Origin of the sequence: Micromonospora sp. 15K316 (assembly GCF_004348525.1) — a bacterium.
Classification (GTDB): domain Bacteria; phylum Actinomycetota; class Actinomycetes; order Mycobacteriales; family Micromonosporaceae; genus Micromonospora.
In genome coordinates this window covers 1-17,877 of record NZ_SMKG01000033.1, presented here as the reverse complement: position 1 = coordinate 17,877, position 17,877 = coordinate 1, and the positions used below count along the sequence as shown (strand labels likewise).

Annotated in this window: 15 protein-coding genes and 1 pseudogene; 6 read left to right on the top strand and 10 right to left on the bottom strand. The window is 73.3% G+C overall.

The window, feature by feature from the left end; genetic code table 11:
• Positions 1 to 3: 3 nt before the first annotated feature.
• The 3 genes from E1211_RS10250 to E1211_RS10240 all read right to left on the bottom strand — a co-directional run bounded on the left by E1211_RS10250 (position 4) and on the right by E1211_RS10240 (position 2,634).
• Positions 4 to 744: a TMEM175 family protein gene (locus tag E1211_RS10250; protein WP_243709479.1), complete on the bottom strand. Its 741-nt coding sequence runs from the start codon at positions 742 to 744 to the stop codon at positions 4 to 6.
• 274 nt (positions 745 to 1,018) lie between these two features.
• Positions 1,019 to 1,432, bottom strand: coding sequence for a PPOX class F420-dependent oxidoreductase (locus tag E1211_RS10245; RefSeq protein WP_371686142.1), 414 nt, complete (start codon positions 1,430 to 1,432; stop codon positions 1,019 to 1,021).
• Positions 1,433 to 1,608: 176 nt separating this feature from the next.
• On the bottom strand, positions 1,609 to 2,634 hold the full coding sequence (locus E1211_RS10240) for an aspartate-semialdehyde dehydrogenase (protein WP_132347807.1): 1,026 nt from the start codon (positions 2,632 to 2,634) through the stop codon (positions 1,609 to 1,611).
• A 118-nt stretch (positions 2,635 to 2,752) separates the two neighbouring features.
• On the opposite strand from E1211_RS10240, the pseudogene E1211_RS10235 reads away from it, so the two are divergent.
• Positions 2,753 to 4,501: pseudogene (locus E1211_RS10235) on the top strand (ATP-dependent helicase); the annotation flags it as partial.
• Between the two features lie 45 nt (positions 4,502 to 4,546).
• Here the strand turns inward: E1211_RS10235 and E1211_RS10230 are convergent.
• Positions 4,547 to 5,185: an A24 family peptidase gene (locus E1211_RS10230; RefSeq protein WP_132347805.1), complete on the bottom strand. Its 639-nt coding sequence runs from the start codon at positions 5,183 to 5,185 to the stop codon at positions 4,547 to 4,549.
• Between the two features lie 10 nt (positions 5,186 to 5,195).
• Positions 5,196 to 6,173 (bottom strand): EamA family transporter, encoded by a 978-nt coding sequence (locus tag E1211_RS10225; RefSeq protein WP_243709478.1) that lies wholly within the window; start codon positions 6,171 to 6,173, stop codon positions 5,196 to 5,198.
• Positions 6,174 to 6,548: 375 nt separating this feature from the next.
• Here E1211_RS10225 and E1211_RS10220 point away from each other — a divergent pair, with 375 nt between their 5' ends.
• Both E1211_RS10220 and E1211_RS10210 read left to right on the top strand, forming a co-directional pair.
• Complete coding sequence (locus tag E1211_RS10220; protein ID WP_132347847.1) at positions 6,549 to 7,031, top strand: hypothetical protein; 483 nt, start codon at positions 6,549 to 6,551, stop codon at positions 7,029 to 7,031.
• Between the two features lie 329 nt (positions 7,032 to 7,360).
• Positions 7,361 to 8,602: an ATP-binding protein gene (locus E1211_RS10210; RefSeq protein ID WP_132347800.1), complete on the top strand. Its 1,242-nt coding sequence runs from the start codon at positions 7,361 to 7,363 to the stop codon at positions 8,600 to 8,602.
• A 21-nt stretch (positions 8,603 to 8,623) separates the two neighbouring features.
• Here E1211_RS10210 and E1211_RS10205 read toward each other — a convergent pair whose 3' ends face one another.
• A complete protein-coding gene (locus tag E1211_RS10205; RefSeq protein ID WP_132347798.1) occupies positions 8,624 to 9,169 on the bottom strand; it encodes a GNAT family N-acetyltransferase in 546 nt (181 codons plus the stop codon).
• A gap of 134 nt (positions 9,170 to 9,303) precedes the next feature.
• Here E1211_RS10205 and E1211_RS10200 point away from each other — a divergent pair, with 134 nt between their 5' ends.
• Complete coding sequence (locus E1211_RS10200) at positions 9,304 to 9,852, top strand: DoxX family protein (protein ID WP_132347796.1); 549 nt, start codon at positions 9,304 to 9,306, stop codon at positions 9,850 to 9,852.
• Between the two features lie 216 nt (positions 9,853 to 10,068).
• Entirely contained in the window at positions 10,069 to 11,511 is a 1,443-nt protein-coding gene (locus E1211_RS10195; RefSeq protein ID WP_132347794.1) for a glycosyltransferase 87 family protein, read from the top strand.
• A 120-nt stretch (positions 11,512 to 11,631) separates the two neighbouring features.
• On the opposite strand, the gene E1211_RS10190 is transcribed toward E1211_RS10195, so the two are convergent.
• The 4 genes from E1211_RS10190 to moaC form a co-directional block, all read right to left on the bottom strand.
• Positions 11,632 to 12,060, bottom strand: coding sequence for a molybdenum cofactor biosynthesis protein MoaE (locus E1211_RS10190; protein WP_132347792.1), 429 nt, complete (start codon positions 12,058 to 12,060; stop codon positions 11,632 to 11,634).
• On the bottom strand, positions 12,057 to 13,316 hold the full coding sequence (locus tag E1211_RS10185; RefSeq protein WP_132347790.1) for a molybdopterin molybdotransferase MoeA: 1,260 nt from the start codon (positions 13,314 to 13,316) through the stop codon (positions 12,057 to 12,059). Before E1211_RS10185 ends, E1211_RS10190 begins: the two co-directional genes overlap by 4 nt.
• A 136-nt stretch (positions 13,317 to 13,452) precedes the next feature.
• Positions 13,453 to 13,923, bottom strand: a complete 471-nt coding sequence (locus E1211_RS10180) for a molybdenum cofactor biosynthesis protein B (protein ID WP_132347788.1) — start codon at positions 13,921 to 13,923, stop codon at positions 13,453 to 13,455.
• Positions 13,920 to 14,411, bottom strand: coding sequence for a cyclic pyranopterin monophosphate synthase MoaC (gene moaC / locus E1211_RS10175; protein WP_132347785.1), 492 nt, complete (start codon positions 14,409 to 14,411; stop codon positions 13,920 to 13,922). Before moaC ends, E1211_RS10180 begins: the two co-directional genes overlap by 4 nt.
• A gap of 851 nt (positions 14,412 to 15,262) precedes the next feature.
• On the opposite strand from moaC, the gene E1211_RS10170 reads away from it, so the two are divergent.
• On the top strand, positions 15,263 to 17,782 hold the full coding sequence (locus tag E1211_RS10170; RefSeq protein ID WP_132347783.1) for a bifunctional diguanylate cyclase/phosphodiesterase: 2,520 nt from the start codon (positions 15,263 to 15,265) through the stop codon (positions 17,780 to 17,782).
• Positions 17,783 to 17,877: the final 95 nt, after the last annotated feature.

Below are 17,877 nucleotides of genomic sequence, written 5' to 3'. Positions count from 1 at the left end.
CGTTCAGCGTTCAGCGGGGGATCCCCGACGTCGCAGGCGGTGCAGCTCGCCCACGGTGGTCGCGGAGACGGCGAAGACCACCGGCAGTAAGAGGTAGATCCCGAGCGCGACCGGCGGGCTACCCAGGAAACCCACCAGACCCGCCGTTCCGAACGCGACCACGCCGAAGATCCCACGCCCGCGCTCCAGCCTGAAGCGGCGTAGCGCCGCCTCGGGGCGCAGCAACCGGGGATTCCGGACGACATGGTGGTAGAGGTTGAGCCAGCTGATCGAGATCAGCACGCCGACCACGCCGAAGATCGCGGTGGAGATCCGCTCGTCCGCCTGGTCCCCGTGCCGCAGCGACCGCGAGACGACCGCGGTGGCGAACGGCAGCAGCGCGGTCGTGAACAGCACGCCGAGATTGGTGACGTGCAGCAACGGGTCGCTGCGGTGGATCTGGCGGAACGTGCCCTTGTGGTTGTACCAGGTCACCGCGATCAGCAGATAGGACGTGACGTACGCGAGGTACGCCGGCCACTGGTCGAGCAGCGCGGGCGCCAGTTCGCCCGGCGGCGCCTCCGGGGCGCGCAGGTCGAGCACGAGGAGCGTGATGACGATGGCGAAGACCGCGTCGCTGAACGCAAGCAGGCGCCCGTTCTCCGACCGCATCTCGCCGCCGACGACCCGGTCGGCCACCACCGCGTCCACGCCGTACTCGGCACCGTCGCCCGGCTCGTCGCCGCCGTCCCGCTCCGCCCGCATCACGCCCTCCCCTGGCGCGACCCGTATACCCGTCCCGGTCGTCCCTACTGCCGGGCGTCGTATCCGATGAGCGGGCCGGGCCGCCCCACGGGTTCGGGTGACCGGGCCGGGTCGCCCGAGGGCTCGGGTAGCGGGGCGGGGCCGCCCCCGGGCTCCGGTGACCGGGCCGGGCCGCTCCACGGCTCAGGCGACCGGCCAGGGCGGCCACGGCTTCGGCGACCCGGCAGGGTCACCCGGGGTGAGAGTAAGCCGCCGCGGCGTTCCAGGGCCCGGGTCAGCCAGCCGGTGGCAGGCCGTAGATCCGCTCGACGTGCAGGCGCAGCACAAGGCGAGCGTCGGCGACCATGGCCCGCCGATAGTCGTCCCAGTCGGGGTGCTCGCCCTCAATCGCCCGGTAGACCTCGATCAACTCCTCCACCGTGGCGTCGCCCGGCTCGGCGGCCGCCGGGGTCAGCTCGGCGCGCGCCTCGACCACCGCGTACGCCCAACCGTCCTCGCTGCTCACGTGGAAGGTCGCCCGCGGGTCACGCCGCAGGTTGGCCGTCTTCGCGCGGTCGCCGGTCACCGAGACCCGGATCAGGCCCGCTTCCCGGTCGAACGAGTAGATGACGGTGGACAGTTGCGGCCGGCCGTCCCGCTTGAGGGTCGCCAGCACGCCCAGCCGGCGCGCGGCGATCAGGTCCGTCAGTGCCTGCTGCGTACGTTCGTCCGGCACGGTTTCCTCCACCTCGCCCTGGTCGGGCTTCTCATCCAAGCATGGTCCCCAGGTGGACGCCCGCGGTGGTCGACCCGGCCGGCACCCGGTCCGGCCCAGGGGCCAAGGCCAGGCCAGGCCAGGGTGGGTGCCGCCGGGGCCGGTGTCGCTCAGCCGAGCTCGGCGGCGACCAGCTCGGCGACCTGCACGGCGTTGAGCGCGGCGCCCTTGCGCAGGTTGTCGTTCGCGCAGAACAAAGCCAACCCGTGCTCGACCGTCTCGTCGACCCGGATCCGCCCGACGTAGACCGGGTCCTTGCCCGCCGCCCGCAGCGGGGTGGGCACGTCGGTCAGCGCCACGCCGGGGGCGTCGGCGAGCAGTTCCCGGGCCCGCTGCGGCGTGATCGGCCGGGCGAACCGGGCGTTCATCTGAAGTGAGTGGCCGGTGAAGACGGGCACCCGCACACAGGTGCCGGAGACCTTGAGCCCGGGGATCTCCAGGATCTTTCGGCTCTCGTTGCGCAGCTTCTGCTCCTCGTCGGTCTCGAACGAGCCGTCGTCGACGAGCGCGCCGGCGAGCGGGAGCACGTTGTACGCGACGGGCTCGGCGAACGAGCGCGGCGCGGGGAACTCGACGGCCGAACCGTCGAAGGTGAGCCCGGTGGCGTGCTCGGAGACCTTGCGGACCTGCTCGTCCAGTTCGGCGACACCGGCCAGGCCGGCACCGGAGACCGCCTGGTACGTCGAGGCGACCAGACCGACCAGCTCCGCCTCGGCGTGCAGCGGACGCAGCACCGGCATGGCGGCCATCGTGGTGCAGTTCGGGTTGGCGATGATGCCCTTGGGTCGCGCGGCAGCGGCGTGCGGGTTGACCTCGGCGACGACCAGCGGCACGTCCGGATCCAACCGGAAGGCCGACGAGTTGTCGATCACCACTGCGCCGGCCCCGGCGACCCGGGGTGCGAGTTCCTTGGAGGTGTGCTTGCCGGCCGAGAAGAGGACGATGTCCAGCCCGGAGTAGTCGGCCACGGCCGCGTCCTCGACGGTGATCTCCTCGTCGCCCCAGGGCAGGGTCCGGCCGGCGGACCGCGCCGAGGCGAACAACCGCAACTGCTCCGCCGGGAACTTCCGTTCCGCCAGCACCTGCCGCATCACGCCACCAACCTGCCCGGTGGCCCCCACAATGCCGATCCTCATGCTCGCGAGGCTACCCACGGTGGCACCCGCGGCGGGAACCCTTTCCCACCGCGCGCGCCCGACGTCACAGCGCCGCGACCGGCCGGGCGCACCTCCGCCGACGCCCGCCCGCCCGGAAAGGCCACCGCCGATCGCCCCGCCGCCGTCGCCGCACGAGCCGTTCGAGCCGATGCTCGCCGGTATGGAGGAGGTCGGCACCGGGCTGCTGGACCGGCTCGACGCGATGCAGCGGGTGGCCGCCTCCGCACCGGGTGGTCCGCTGCTCATCGTGGCGGGGCCGGGCACCGGCAAGACGCGGACGTTGACCCACCGGATCGCCTACCTCTGCGCGGAGCTGAACGTCTTCCCGGAGCACTGCCTGGCGATCACGTTCACCCGGCGCGCGGCGGAGGAGTTGCGGCACCGCCTCGACGGACTGCTCGGGCCGGTGGCCGAGGACATCACGGTCGGCACGTTCCACTCGCTCGGGCTGACCATCCTGCGGGAGAACAGCGCCGCGGCCGAGCTGCCGCCCGATTTCCGGATCGCCGACGACGCCGACCGCGCGGCGGCCCGGGTCGAGGCGGGTGACGACGCGGCCGCGTACACCGCGCTGCTGCGCAAGCAGGGCCTGGTCGACCTGGACGAGCTGCTCACCCTCCCGGTGGCGCTGCTGCGGGCGGACCGGACGCTGGTCGAGCGCTACCGGGACCGCTGGCGGTGGATCTTCGTCGACGAGTACCAGGACGTCGACGCGGTGCAGTACGAGCTGCTACGCCTGCTCAGCCCGCCGGACGGCAACCTCTGCGCGATCGGCGACCCGGACCAGGCCATCTACTCGTTCCGGGGCGCCGACGTCGGCTACTTCCTGCGCTTCTCGCAGGACTTCACCGATGCCCGGCTGGTCCGCCTGAACCGCAACTACCGCTCGTCGGCGCCGATCCTCGCCGCCGCCGTGCAGGCGATCGCACCGTCGTCGCTGGTGCGGGGCCGCCGACTGGACCCGGCCCGCCTCGACCCGGAGGCCCCGCTGGTCGGGCGCTACGCGGCGGCCTCCGCCGCCGACGAGGCGGACTTCGTCGCGCGTACGACCGACGAGCTGGTCGGCGGGCTCTCCCACCGGTCGCTGGACTCCGGCCGGATCGACGGCCGGTCCACCTCGCTCTCGTTCGGCGACATCGCGGTGCTCTACCGCACCGACTCCCAGGCAGCGCTGATCGTGGACGCGCTCACCCGGGCGAACATCCCGGTCCAGAAGCGCTCGCACGACCGGCTCCGGGACCGGCCGGGCGTGGCGGCGATCGCCCGCGAGCTGCGGCACGCCTCCGGGCTCGGCGGCGGCCTCGCCGCCCGGGTACGGCTCGCCGGCCAGGTCGTGGCGGAGCGCTTCGCGACCCCGACGCTGGACGGCGCGGGCACGGTACGCCCCGAGGACGTCCGGACGGCGGTCGATCTGCTCACCCCGCTCGCCCGCCGCTGCGGCGACGACCTGGAGCTCTTCCTCTCGCAGCTTTCGACCGGCGCCGAGGTCGATGCGCTCGACCCGCGGGCCGAGGCGGTCACGCTGCTCACCCTGCACGCCGCCAAGGGGCTGGAGTTCCCGGTGGTCTTCCTGGTCGGCGCCGAGGACGGGCTGCTGCCGCTGCGCTGGTCGGGCTCGACTCCGGACGAGGACGCCGTCGCAGAGGAACGACGACTCTTCTTCGTCGGCCTGACCCGGGCACAGGACCGGCTCTACGTGAGCCATGCCGCCCGCCGTACCCGTCAGGGCACGGAACGCGAGTGCCGACCGTCGCCCTTCCTGGACTCCATCGACCCCGGCCTCTTCGCACGCTTCGGTGACGCCGAGCCCCGCCGCCCGAAGGACCGCCAGCTCCGCCTGCTCTGAGCCGCCCGACCGCTCCGGCCGGGCGGCCAACCCCCGCCATGGACCTCAGGGGAGGAGCGCCGCGAGCCAGGCCCCGGCCAGGATGGCCGGACCGAAGGGCCAGCCGGTGTCCCGGCGCATCCGCCCGGCGGCCAGCTGGGCGAGCGCCCAGAGCCCGCCCAGCACGTGCGGTAGGGCCAGCCCCCAGGCCAGGGCCGACCAGCCCAACCAGCCGAGTGGCAGGGCGAGCGCGGCGGCGAGCTTGACGTCGCCGAAGCCGAGCCGGGAGCCCGGGAGGAGCGCGAGCAGCACGTACACGGCGAGCGAGATCGCGACGCCGGCCAGGGCCGCGGACAGCCGGCCCGGATCGCCGCCGACGGCTGCCACCGCGCCCAACCCGAGCACGCCGGCGGCCGCCACCGTGGCCACCAGCGGATCGGGCAGCCTGAGGCAGGCCAGGTCGACGGCGCAGAGCGCCAGGCCGACGGCCGCGATGACCAGGAACACGGGCAACGCCGGGTCGTGGCCCCGGGCGGCGGCGAGCCCGCCGAAGGCCACCCCACCGGCCGCCGCGAGACGGAGGCGAAGCCGTGCCACCCGCGCCGGGGGCGGGCCCGGGACGACGAAGCGGCCCGCGAGCGCGGGGGTGGCCGATCCGGCGAGCACCCCGAGGAGCACGACGACGGTCAGCGGGCCGGCGGACACCGGCCGGACGCTACCGGCGGAGCCCTTCCGGCGCGGTCCCGACGGCTGAAGGTGCGGCATCCGATCTGCTCGCCGCGCGCCGACCCGGGCGCTCGGTGCTCACCACCAGGGCCACTCCGGCCACGATCACCGCGCCGCCGAGCAGCACCTGCCCGGTGATCGGCTCGGCCGCCAGCACCGCGCCGAGCGCCACCGCCACCGCCGGGTTGACGTAGGCGTACGTCGAGACGAGCGAGAGCGGCGCGTTCTGCAACAGCCAGACGTACGCCGTGAAGGCGACCAGGGAGCCGGCCACCATCAGGTAGCCGAGCGCGAGCCAGGAACGGCCGCTCACCTGGGCCGGGTGGAAGTCACGCAGCTCGCCGCGGCCCGCCGAGAGGAGGATGAGCGCCACCGCGCCGGCGGCCATCTCGTAGACGGTGGCGACGAACGGGTCGGCGGGCATCGGGAGGCGACCGGAGAGGAACGACCCGATCGACCAGCTGGCGGCCCCCGCGACCACGGTGAGCGCCCCGGCCAGCGGCACGGCGTCCGTGCCTCCACCGGGCAGGACGAGCAGGACCAGGCCGACGAATCCGAGGCTGACCCCGGCGAAGGTCCAGATCCGGGGCCGGTCGCCGGTGGCCGAGCGGAGCAGCACCACCAGCAGCGGCACGGTGGCGACCAGCAGCGCGGCGATGCCCGAGGGCAACGCGACCCCGGGCGGCCCGGACTCGGCGAGCACCACGAGCCCGTTGCCGCCGGCGAGCAGCAGCAGCCCGACCAGCCCGGCCGAGGCGAGGTGCCGACGATCGACCCGGAGGGCTCCCGGGCCGCGGCGTATCCGCAGGACGAGCGCCAGCACCAGCGCGGCGACAGCGAACCGGGCCGCCGCCGAGGCGAGCGGCGGCATCGTCTCCACCGCGATCCGGATGCCCAGGTACGTGGAGCCCCAGAGCAGGTAGACCAGAAGGAGCGCGGTCCAGACCAGGGCGGGGGTCGCGGTCACGGCCCCGCCCGCCGGATCGGCGACACGGGACGGACGAGAGGGAGTCGAGGCCATCGTCGGTCCACGCTACGGTGGCGTCGGTGTCGGCGTCCCGCCTTGGTGGCCGGCCTCTCACCACTGTCCAGGAGGGCGTTCATGGCGAACTACGGATCACCGGGTGGCGGACCCCCGGACCCGTGGCGCGAGCAGCGACCTTATCCGGGGTACCACGGCCAGGAGGCGCAGCGGCCGGCCGAGCCCGGGCCGCGGTACGACGAGCCGCGGTACGACGGCCGCTACGCCGCCGAGCCGCCCTACGCCACCGGCAGGCCCGCCACGGCGGGACACCAGCCGCCGTACGACCCCACGACCGGCTGGGATCCGGTCGCCGGCCCGGTGCCGTACGCCGGTGCGCCGGTTCCGGCACGCCGCCGCCGCGGGCCGCTGATCGTGGTCTCGGCGGTCGTCGTGCTGCTCGTGCTCGCCGCCGGCACGGCGTTCTACCTCCTGGCCGACGAGGACGACCCGCCACCGGTGGCCGCGCCGACCAGCGCGGCCCCGTCCCGGGCGACCGATCCGGACGTGCCCGCCCCGACGGCTCCGGCGACCGCCGCGGCGCCCGAGTCGTCGGCGGATCCCCGCTTCGCGAAGGTCGGCCAGTGCGTCCGCCACGACGGCACCGCGAACGGGAAGCCGAAGCTGCTGATCACCGGCTGCGCGGCGAACACGTACGAGGTGTTGCGTCGCTTCGACGGCACGACGAGCGGGGAGAAGGACGCCGAGACGAAGTGCGGCCAGGTCCAGGGCTACACCAACTGGTACTTCTACGACAGCGAGCTGGACACCCTCGACTTCGTCCTCTGCCTGAAGCAGCGGTAGGGCACCGCCACAAGCAGCGGCCGGGCTGCGCGGTGAAGCAGCGCGCCGGGGGGGCTCCTTCGCCGGTGCCGGGCGCGGCGTAGCCGTCGGTAGCGGGAGCTGGGGCATCGCCGTCGGTAGCGGAAGGGACGGCATCGCCGTCGGTAGCGGAAGGGACGGCATCGCCGTCGGTAGCGGGAGAGACGGCGTCGCCGTCGGTAGGCGAAACTAGGGCTCTCTAGCGTCAACGCTAGAGAGCCCTAGTTTTGGGTCGAGGATTCTCGACACGCCGGTAGCCTCATCTATCCATGTCTAGCCTCCCCGCTAGACGGCCCGATACTGTGCGATGCGTGGATCCGGTCCGCAACCCGTACGCCCCGGGCGCCGGTCAGCGTCCGCCCGAACTCGCCGGGCGGGGGCGGGAGCTGGACGTCTTCGACATCGTGCTGGAGCGCATCGCCCGCGGGCGGCCGGAACGGAGCCTGATGCTGACCGGCCTGCGGGGCGTCGGCAAGACGGTGCTGCTCAACACCCTGCGCTCGCAGGCGATCAACCGTCTCTGGGGCAGCGGCAAGATCGAGGCCCGACCGGATCAGTCGCTACGCCGCCCGATCGCCGCCGCGCTGCACATGGCGATCCGGGAGCTGGCTCCCCGGCACCGCGCTCCGGATCGGATCGACGCCTTCCTCGGCGTACTCAAGGCGTTCGCGATGCGCGCCGCACCGACCGGACGGAGCGGTTCCGCGCCGAAGCTGCGCGACCGCTGGCAGCCGGGCATCGACGTGCCCGCCAGCAGCGGCCGGGCGGACTCCGGCGACATCGAGATCGACCTGGTCGAGCTACTGGCCGATGCCGCCGCGGTCGCCAGCGACGTGGGCACCGGGGTCGCCATCTTCATCGACGAGATGCAGGATCTCGGCCCCGAGGACGTGTCGGCGCTCTGCGCCGCCTGTCACGAGCTCTCCCAGATCGGCGCGCCGCTGATCGTGGTCGGCGCCGGTCTGCCCCACCTGCCGGCCGTGCTGAGCGCCGCCAAGTCGTACTCCGAGCGCCTCTTCCGTTACCAGCGGATCGACCGGCTCGATCGGATCGCCGCCGACCAGGCGCTCTGCGCCCCGGCCGAGCGCGAAGAGGTGGAGTACGAGCCGAAGGCGCTCGACCTGCTCTACGAGAAGTCCGGCGGCTACCCGTACTTCGTGCAGGCGTACGGGAAGGCCACCTGGGATCATGCGCCGCGCTCCCCAATCACCGCGGCCGACGTCCGGGTCGCCGCCCCCGAGGCCGAGGCCGAGCTGGCGGTCGGCTTCTTCGGGTCCCGCTTCGAACGGGCCACCCCGGCCGAACGCGAGTACATGCGGGCGATGGCCACCCTCTCGCTGGTCGAGGCCGAGACGGGTGGCGAGGTCCGGGACGACATGGACGCCGCCGTGCCGACCGCGGAGATCGCCCGGGCGCTCGGCCGCAAGCCGGCCAGCCTCTCCCCGGCCCGGGACGCCCTGATCAAGAAGGGTCTCATCTACTCGGGCGAGCGGGGCACCGTCGCCTTCACCGTGCCCCACTTCGGCCGTTACCTACGCACCCAGCCGGCCTGAGGATTCTCGGTCTCGCGGCGGTCAGACCTTCGCCCAGGGCGGCGGGAAGACCACCTCACCCTGCGGCGGTGCGGCGGCGTCACTGGTCGCCGGCGGCAGCACCAGCGCCTGCCACGGCTCACCCAGCCCGGACCAGGGGCTGGTCAGGCCCATCCGGTCGGCTCTGCTGAAGCCGAAGCGGCGGTAGTAGGCCGGGCTGCCGAGCACCACGACGAGCCGCTCACCGAGTTCGGTAGCCGCGTCGAGCGCCGCCTGTACCACGGCCGTGCCGTGCCCGACCTTCTGCCGGTGCGGGGCCACCGCCACCGGTCCGAGGGTCAGCGCCGGTGCGGAGCCGCTGTCGGATTTCACCCGTACGCGGGTGAGCAGCGCGTAACCGACGACCTCACCGCCGTACTCGGCGACCATGGCGAGCTCGGCGATCCAGGCGTCGCTGTCGCGCAGCTCGTCGACCAGCCCGACCTCCGGCGGTGCGGCCACGTCCGGACGCGCGAACGCCGCAGCCAGCACCCGGCGGACCGGGCCGGTGTCGGCCGGCCCCTCGGGTCGAAGCCGCAGCGTAGTCACCCGCGCGAGGTTACCCGCCGCGACCGGTCCATCAGCGACGGTCGCTCGAATCGGCGTGGCGCGACGTGCACGTACGCCGATCCGGATCGGCCGTTGCCGGGGTGGCCAGGGCCGCGACGGGGTATGACTGAGCCATGAAACCCGTACGCTCCCTCGCCCGCGCCATGTTGAGCGGCATCTTCGTGGCCAGCGGGTATAGCAACCTGACGAATCCCGACCGGTTGGTGCCGGCCGCGAAGCCGATCACCGACCGCGTGGAGCCACTGATCGAGCAGGTCAACCCCCGCATCCCGACGGACACCGCGACGTTGATCCGGGCCAACGGGGCGGTGCAGATCGGTGCCGGGCTGCTCTTCGCCACCGGGAGGCTCACCCGACCGATGGCGCTGGTGCTGGCCGGCACGCTGGTGCCGGTGACGCTCGCCGGGCACCGCTTCTGGGAGAACGAGGACGCCGCCGCGCGGGCCAACAACCGGGTGCACTTCCTGAAGAACCTCGGGCTCCTCGGCGGGCTTCTCCTCGCCGCCGCCGACACGCAGGGCAAGCCGGGGCTCCGCTGGCGTACGGGCCATCGGATCGGCCACTCTCGACGCTCGATGCAGCGAGCCGTCCGCACCGCGCGGCGGGAGGCCCGGGTGGTGACCGCCCGGGCCGCGAGCACGGCCCGCCGACTTCCGGGCTGACCTGCGTCGATGCCTCCCCTCGACAGCACCGCACCCCGCCCAACACCACGAATCACCTGAACCGCCCGCTAGGCGTTAACGCGGTGGAAATGTCAAAAACATGTGTGGGATCGGACACGGTCGCATAACGCGGGAGGCACTAACGTGAGTCGCCGTTCTAGGCTCCGTGCGGGACCTGGACGGGTAGGACGAGCTTGGTACGGGGGTGGCCACGCCATGCCGGCGACCGTCGGGAGACGGGCGGACCGCCTCGCCACAGTCCGACGCGTGACGAGTCGCGTCGATCGCAGAATCGTCGTACGGGTCAGCATCGTGGCCGCCGTCGCCTACGCCGCCTGGCTGGCGATCGGCGCCTTCGGACGGCCGTACAACTTCTTCGACATGAAGATCTACCACGGTGCGGTGGTGTGGTGGGCGACCGGACACGAGCTCTACGAGTTCGTCGCGCCCGAGACCACCCTCGGTTTCACCTACCCACCCTTCGCCGGCCTGGTCATGCTCCCCATGGCGCACCTGCCGATCGAGGCCGCCGGAATGGTGAACGCGCTGGCCAGCCTCGCCGCGATGGCGGTGGTGCTCGCCGGCCTGCTACGTCCGATCGTGGACCGGCTGGGCTGGTCCCTGTGGTACACGGTGGCCCTGGCCGTACCGCTCGCCGCCGCCATCGAGCCGGCCCGGGAGACCCTCGGCTACGGCCAGGTCAACCTGCTGCTCTTCGCCCTCGTCATCGCCGACCTGATCGGCCTGCGCTGGCGCTCCCGACGCGGCACCCACGTCGCCCCCGAGGACGGCGCCTTGCTGCGCTTCGTCTACAGCGGGGCCTGGGCCGGTGTCGGCATCGGGCTGGCCACCGCGGTGAAGCTGACGCCGGCGCTCTTCATCGTCTATCTGATGATCACCCGCCAGTGGCGGGCCGCGACGACCGCGATCGCGACGACGATCGGGGTCACTGTCGGCAGCTTCGCCGTCGTCGGCGTCGAGTCCCGCGCGTACTTCGGCGGCGTCCTCTGGCAGACCGAGCGGGTCGGCGCCGCCGACATGACGCCGAACCAGTCCCTGGCCGGCCTGTTGGCCCGCCTCTACGACTCGATCGAGACCCCGGGGCTGCTCTGGTTCTCGTTCTCCGTGCTGATCCTGGCGCTGGGGCTCTCCCGGGCCGCCCAGTCGCACGCCGACGGCGACGAGCTGACCGCGTTCACCCTGGTCGGCCTCACCGCCAACGTGATCAGCCCGATCTCCTGGACCCACCACCTGGTCTGGGTCATCCCGGCCATCATCGTGCTGGCCGACGCCGCCGTGCGCCGCCGCGACGCGAGCCGGGGGCTCACCCCTCGCTCCGGGCCGAGCGGCCCGTACTCCGGGCTACCCGGGGTCAACGGTCTCCGCCCACCGATCTGGTACCCCACGCTGACCGGGCTCCGCCACGGTGTCGCCGCGGTCGCGCTATACCTGCTCTTCCTGGTCTCGCCCATCTGGCCGTACGAGCACCAACTGCCGGAGGAGTCGCACTACCAGGACGGTCTCTTCGGCGCGCTCATGGAGAACTCCCTGGCGTTGGCCCTCATCGTGCTGGTCGCCGCGATGCCGTGGCGGCCCGGTGCCGAGCCGGTCTTCTACGCCGACCGGATGGGCCGGCAGCCCGCCGCCGCCCGCCGCTGACCTACCCGCAGCCGACCTGCCCACCGGACCGCCACTGACCTGCCCGCAGCCGACCTGTCCGCCGCTGACCGCAGCCGATCTGCCGTTCGGGGAGGGAGCGCCGACGTGTGACGCGATCCGTCACGGGCAGTTCACCCACTCCTCGCTGCCGTCGGCGAAGGTCTGGTGCTTCCAGATCGGCAGGCGGGCCTTCACCTCGTCGACCAGCCGGGCGCAGGCGGCGAACGCGGCGGCCCGGTGCGCCGTGCTGACCGCCGCGACGAGGGCCGCCTCACCGATGGCCAGGGGGCCGATGCGGTGCGACACGGCGACCGCGTAGACCTCGGGGTCGGCGGCGATCTCGGCGGCGACCTCGCGCAGGATCCGCTCGGCGGTCGGGTGCCCCTCGTACTCCAGTCCGGTCACCGCACGGCCGTGGTCGTGGTCGCGGACGACGCCCTGGAAGGAGACCACCGCCCCGGCGCGCGGGTCGTCGACCGCCGCCTCGTGCGCGGCCAGGTCGAGTGGCTGGTCGGTGACCGTGCCGAGGGCGAGCTCCGGCGCGGTCATGCGGCACGCTCCCCGCTGCGCAGCGGCAGCGGCACCACCGGAACCCGGCTCCCCACCTCGCCGCTGCCGCCCGGTCCGATCACGGCGAAGCCGTCGGCGCCGGCCAGCCCCCGCAGCATCGCCGACCCGACGTGCCGTACCGGATGGGCGGTGCCGGCGACGCGGTCCAGGCGGACCAGGGCCAGGTGGGTGTAGTCGCCGCGACCCGGCACCGGCTCGGCCAGGGTCACCTGTGGCAGCTCCGGCAGCCGGCGGCCCTGAAGGCCGGCGAGCAGCGGGGCGACCAGGGAGACCAGCGCGACGATCGCCGACTGCGGGTTGCCCGGCAGACCGGCCACGAAGCGGACCCGCCCGTCCGGCCCGGTCAACCGGGCCAGCAGCATCGGGAACCCGGGCCGGACCGCCACGGTGTTGACGACGTACTCGGCGCCCAGCTCCTGGAGCGCCGGGTGCAGGTGGTCGACCGGGCCGTGCATGGTGCCGCCGGTCGTGCAGACCAGCTCGGCGTCGGCGAGCGCCGCACGCAGCGCCGCGACGTGCGCGGGGAGGGTGTCCTCGACCGGGCCGATCACGTCGGAGGGCCCGATCTCGCAGCCGTAGCGGCGCAGCCAGGCCGGCAGCGAGGGCCCCAGCGCGTCACGGACCCGCCCGGCCGCAGGTGGGCCGGCGGTCAGCAGCTCGTCACCGAAGACGAGCAGCGCGGCGCGGGGGGCGCGCCGCACCGGCAGCGTGTCGTACCCGCAGGAGGCGGCCAGGCCGATGACCGCCGGGTCCACCGACGTGCCGGCCGGCAGGAGCTGTTCCCCGGCGTGCGCCTCCTCGCCCGGCTGCCGCCACTCCGGCGCGCTGCGGGGAGTGCCGACGACACGGGCGTCCGACGTCCGGTCGGACTCCTCGATCCGCAGCAGCGCCGCGGTGCCCTCGGGCACCATCGCGCCGGTGGCGATCTCCACGGTGGTGCCGTCCTCGGTCAGCGGCGGCGGGGTGCTGCCGGCGAGCACCCGACCGACGACCCGCCACGGCCCGGCTCCCCGTACGGCCCAACCGTCCACGCTGGCGGTGGGGAAGGCCGGAAGGTCGGTACGCGCGGTCAACGGCTCGGCGAGGGTCAGCCCGTCGGTCTCGGCGAGCGGCCGGGCGACGACGGGGAGCGCGGCGGCGAGTCCGACCGCGTGCACCCGGGAACGCGCCTCTGCCCACTCGGCCGGCGGCGAGGCGACGGCGTGGTCGGCCGTCGCTGCGGTTTCCGTACTCACCGGCCGAGCCTATCGGGGTGACGACCGGTCTGCCGGGGCAGTCGCCGCGCCGGCGCGCTCGGTGGTCGCCACCGCGCCGTCGGCCGACACCCCGGGCCCGGCGGTCGCCACCGCGCAACTGGTCGACACCTCGGGCTCAGTGGTCACCACCGCGCAACTGGTCGACGGCGTGGGCGAGGATCGGCCCGAGGACGGCCAGTCCGTCCCGGGCGCCGCCGGTCGAGCCGGGCAGGTTGACCACCAGCATGCGGCCGGCCACCCCGGCCAGGCCTCGGGAGAGCGCCGCCGTGGGGACCCGGTCCCGGCTGTGGGCGCGGATCGCCTCGGCGATTCCGGGGATCTCGTAGTCGAGCACCGCGCGAGTCACGTCGGGGGTCCGATCGGACGGCGTGATCCCGGTGCCGCCGCTGGTCAGCACCACGTCGACGCCGTCGTCGAGCGCGGCGCGCAGCGCCTCGCCCACCGGCTCGCCGTCGGGCACCACCACGGGATCGTCGACCTCGCAGCCCAGTTCGCGCAGGCCGGCGACGAGCAGCGGACCGCTGGTGTCGGCGTAGACGCCGGCGGCGGCCCGGTTCGAGGCCACGACCACCCGGGCCCGGATCACGGCCGGTCCTCCGGGCGGACCCACTGGCCGGTCTTGCCGCCCTCCTTGCGCAGGACGCGGACGTTCTCGACGGACGCCGCCGGGTCGACAGCCTTCACCATGTCGATGAGGGCGAGGCCGGCGACGGCGACCGCGGTCAACGCCTCCATCTCGACGCCCGTCCGGTCGGCGGTACGCGCCACGGCGGTGATCTCGACGGTGTCGGTGGTGGGCTCGAGCTCGACGGTCACGGCGTGCAACGCGATCGGATGGCAGAGCGGGATCAGGTCGGGGGTGCGCTTGGCGCCCATGATGCCGGCGAGGCGTCCCACGGCGAGCGCGTCGCCCTTCGGCAGGCCGTCGCGCCGCAGCAGGTCGATCACCTCGGGGGTCGTCCGCAACCGGCCGGCGGCAATCGCCGAGCGCCCGGTCACCGCCTTGGCGGAGACGTCGACCATGCGTGCCGCACCGGCGGGGTCGACGTGAGTGAGCTGCGCGGATTCGGTCACGGACGCGAGCCTATCTTCCGGGTACGACCGGTCGGGGCGCGCCGTTGCGCGCGTCGCCTCGTTCCGGGTGAGGGAAGCACGCTGGCCCGGTTCGGGTCGGGCCGGAAACAGCGAGCGGATTGGGGCGGGGACGTGGCCGGCGGTTACGAGAGGGCGACAGTTCATCCGCCGGTTCCCCACCCGTAACCGAGCCCTGGACCGAATTGCCGGCTCCACGCACCGCGGCCCCGGCCCGGGCGCGCCTCCGGTTGCACGGTGCCCCCGGAAAGTTGCACCGCGAACCCAATCGGTTCCCGGCCGCCGACATCCGGGAATCCGAATCCGACCTGAGGTTCATATGATCGCCGATCGAGTCCGGATACTTTCCGGGTGACGATTGCGGCCGGGCCGGAGAGGACGTAAATGTGGTTCAGGCTGGCAGCGACGCAGGTCAGCCGAGGGGCCCGCCGGATGTCCGAAGTCGGAACGATTCCGCCAAGCCCATCTCGCCACACTTGGGACACAACGTCCGGGTCTTGTCCACCAGCGCCGGCAGCGTTGCGCGACACGGTAATCGCATAGCGAAAAGGGTCGACAGCGCTCCGCACAGGACCGATGGACAGACCGTGACAAACCCCCTTCCACTTGGCTAATGTTGCGCATACCGACATTTATTTCTTCTAATCATCTCTAGTTGCTCCTAAGCTGCCGTTTCAGAGGGACGAAGACCTCCACGGGAAAGGTCCCGGAATGGCATCGGCAGGAAAGGAGCGACGCCATGCGCGGCAGCGACTGGAACTGAGGCTGGGCACGGGACTTACCGGCACTCCGGGAGTAGGCTGCGAACGGTTGAGGCAGTCACCTGGAGTGGTATGACGCTTCCCCCACGACGCGAGAATGAGACCGATCGGCGGCTGATGCTGCTCGTCGGTCTCGTCGTCGTTCTGGCGTCCGTCATCGTCGTCACCGCGCTGCGGCCCGCCCTGACGAGTGCCGCACCGGCGTCGGTGAACGACGCGGCCACCCTCGTGATGCTCGCCTTCATGATCGCCGTCGGCACTCTGGTCAAGGCGCGCGTACGGATCAGGTCGACGACCCACTCGATCAGCTGGAACGAGACGGCGATAGTCATCGGTGTCGCCATCGCCCCGTTGCCGTGGGTGGTGCTCTGCACCGTGGTCGGCATCGCCCTGGCGTCGCTGCGCCTATCGCCGGTCAAGGTGGCCTTCGGAGTCGGCAAGAACGTCGTCGTCGCCTGGGGCGCCGGGACCGCCCTGGCGGCCTTGAACTGGACGTGGCCACCGTCCGGCGGCTGGCGGATGGTACTGCCGCTGGCTGTCGCCTACCTGGTCGCGGCGCTGCTGGACGATCTTCTGGCGATCCCGGTCATCGCGCTCGCCTCGGGCACGAAGATCGCACGCAACTTCCGCAGCAACCTCGACCTGCGGCTCGGCGGCTTCGCCGTACGGTTCCTGGTCGCCGTCTGCACCCTGCTCATCCTGCAAGCCTCACCCCGGTTCCTGCTCGCCGTGCCACCGCTCGTGCTCAGCCTGCACCTCACCTACTCCGCCCGGATCCGGGCCCGGACCGAGCAGCAGGCCTGGCAGCGACTCGCCCGGGCCACCGACGCGCTCAACGTGGTCGACCTGGACAAGGTCCTCACGACCGCGGTCACTCAGGCCGCCGAGCTCTTCTCCGCCGACGAGGTGGAGATCGAACTGCGTGAGGGCGCCCGGACGGTACGCGGCGGCGCCGACGGCGTCATCGGGTACGACGGCCGGGTCGGCGAGCCCACCCCGATCGACGGCACGGTGGTGCCGGCCGCGTTGGAGGGGCACGACCGCACCGCCGACGTCGGCGTGCTCCGGCTGCGCTTCCGTGGCCCGGTACGACTCTCCGAACGGGAGCAGTACACGCTCCGCACCTTCGCGTCGGCGCTCTGCACCGCCGTACGCAACGCCCAGGCGTACGCGGAGCTGGCGCGCGTCGCCGACGAGCACGCGTACGCCGCGAGCCACGACGCGCTGACCGGGCTCGCCAACCGGCGGCAGCTGCTCGAACAGGGCACCGAACAGCTCGGCACCCGGCACGCCGACGGTGTGACCGCCCTGGTCCTGATCGACCTCAACCACTTCAAGGAGATCAACGACACGCTCGGCCACGCGGCCGGCGATCAGGTGCTCGTGCAGGTGGCCGAGCGGCTGCGCGGCGCCGCCCAGAGCGACGACCTGGTGGCGCGGCTCGGCGGTGACGAGTTCGCCGTGCTCCTGCGCGGCCTGCCCGCCCCGGCGGTCGCCGCGCACCGGGCGGAGGCGCTGCTGGCCGCCCTGCACGAGCCGATCGACCTGGACGGCATGCGGATCGGCATCGAGGCGAGCGGCGGGATCGCCGCCGCCCCGGCCGCCGGCGGGATGCCCGAACTGCTGCGCCGCGCCGACGTCGCCATGTACCAGGCCAAGCGGGCCGGCCAACGCATCTCCACGTACGCCCCGACCCGGGACACCGCCGACCTCAACCGGCTGACCCTCGGCGGCGAGCTGCCCCGCGCGGTCGCCGACCACGAGTTCACCGTCAACTTCCAGCCCATCGTCGACCTGGCCACCGGCGAGATCACCAGCGCCGAGGCGCTCGCCCGCTGGCACCACCCGACCCACGGGCTGATCGACCCACTGCGCTTCCTGGAGGCCGTCGAGCGGTCCGGGCTGCTGCCCGCCTTCGCCGAGGCGATCCTCGACCAGGCCCTGATCGCCGCCAAGACCTGGCGGGAGGCCGGCTTCGACGTACCGGTCGCGGTGAACGTCTCGCCCCGCAGCCTGCTCGACGCGCGTTTCCCCGGTTCGGTGCTGGCCCGGCTGCGCGCCCACGACCTCCCTCCGGACCAGCTGGTGCTGGAGCTGACCGAGACGCTCACCCTCAGCCAGCTCGACGTGGTCGACCGGGTGCTCAACCGGCTCCGCGACGAGGGCGTGCGCCTGGCCCTGGACGACTTCGGCACCGGCTACTCGTCGCTGAGCCTGCTCTCCCGGATCCCCGTGCACGAGCTGAAGATCGACAAGAGCTTCGTGACCGCCATGGAGAACTCCGCCGAGGCGGCCGCGGTCATCCGCTCCACCCTGGATCTGGGCCGCAGCCTCGACCTGACCGTGGTGGCCGAGGGGGTGGAGAGCGAGCCGCAGCGCCGGGCCCTCTGGCAGCTGGGCTGCGCCGCCGGCCAGGGCCACCTCTTCGCCCGGCCGATGCCCGCCGGCATGCTCCTGGCCGCGCTGCAGCGCGGCGCCGGTGGCGGACCCGGCCTGCTGGCGCCGCCGCTGCACGACGCCGGCGCGGTGATCCGCCTCGGCCGCCGATCCGGCGGACGCGGCCGGGACCGGCTGCCGCACCAGCCCGCCTGACGTACGCGCGCCTCGACCGCCTCGACACGCGACCCCCAGCCGGTACGTCGACCGTCTGCCACACTTGCCCGCGTGACCGCCGCAGCCCCGACCCC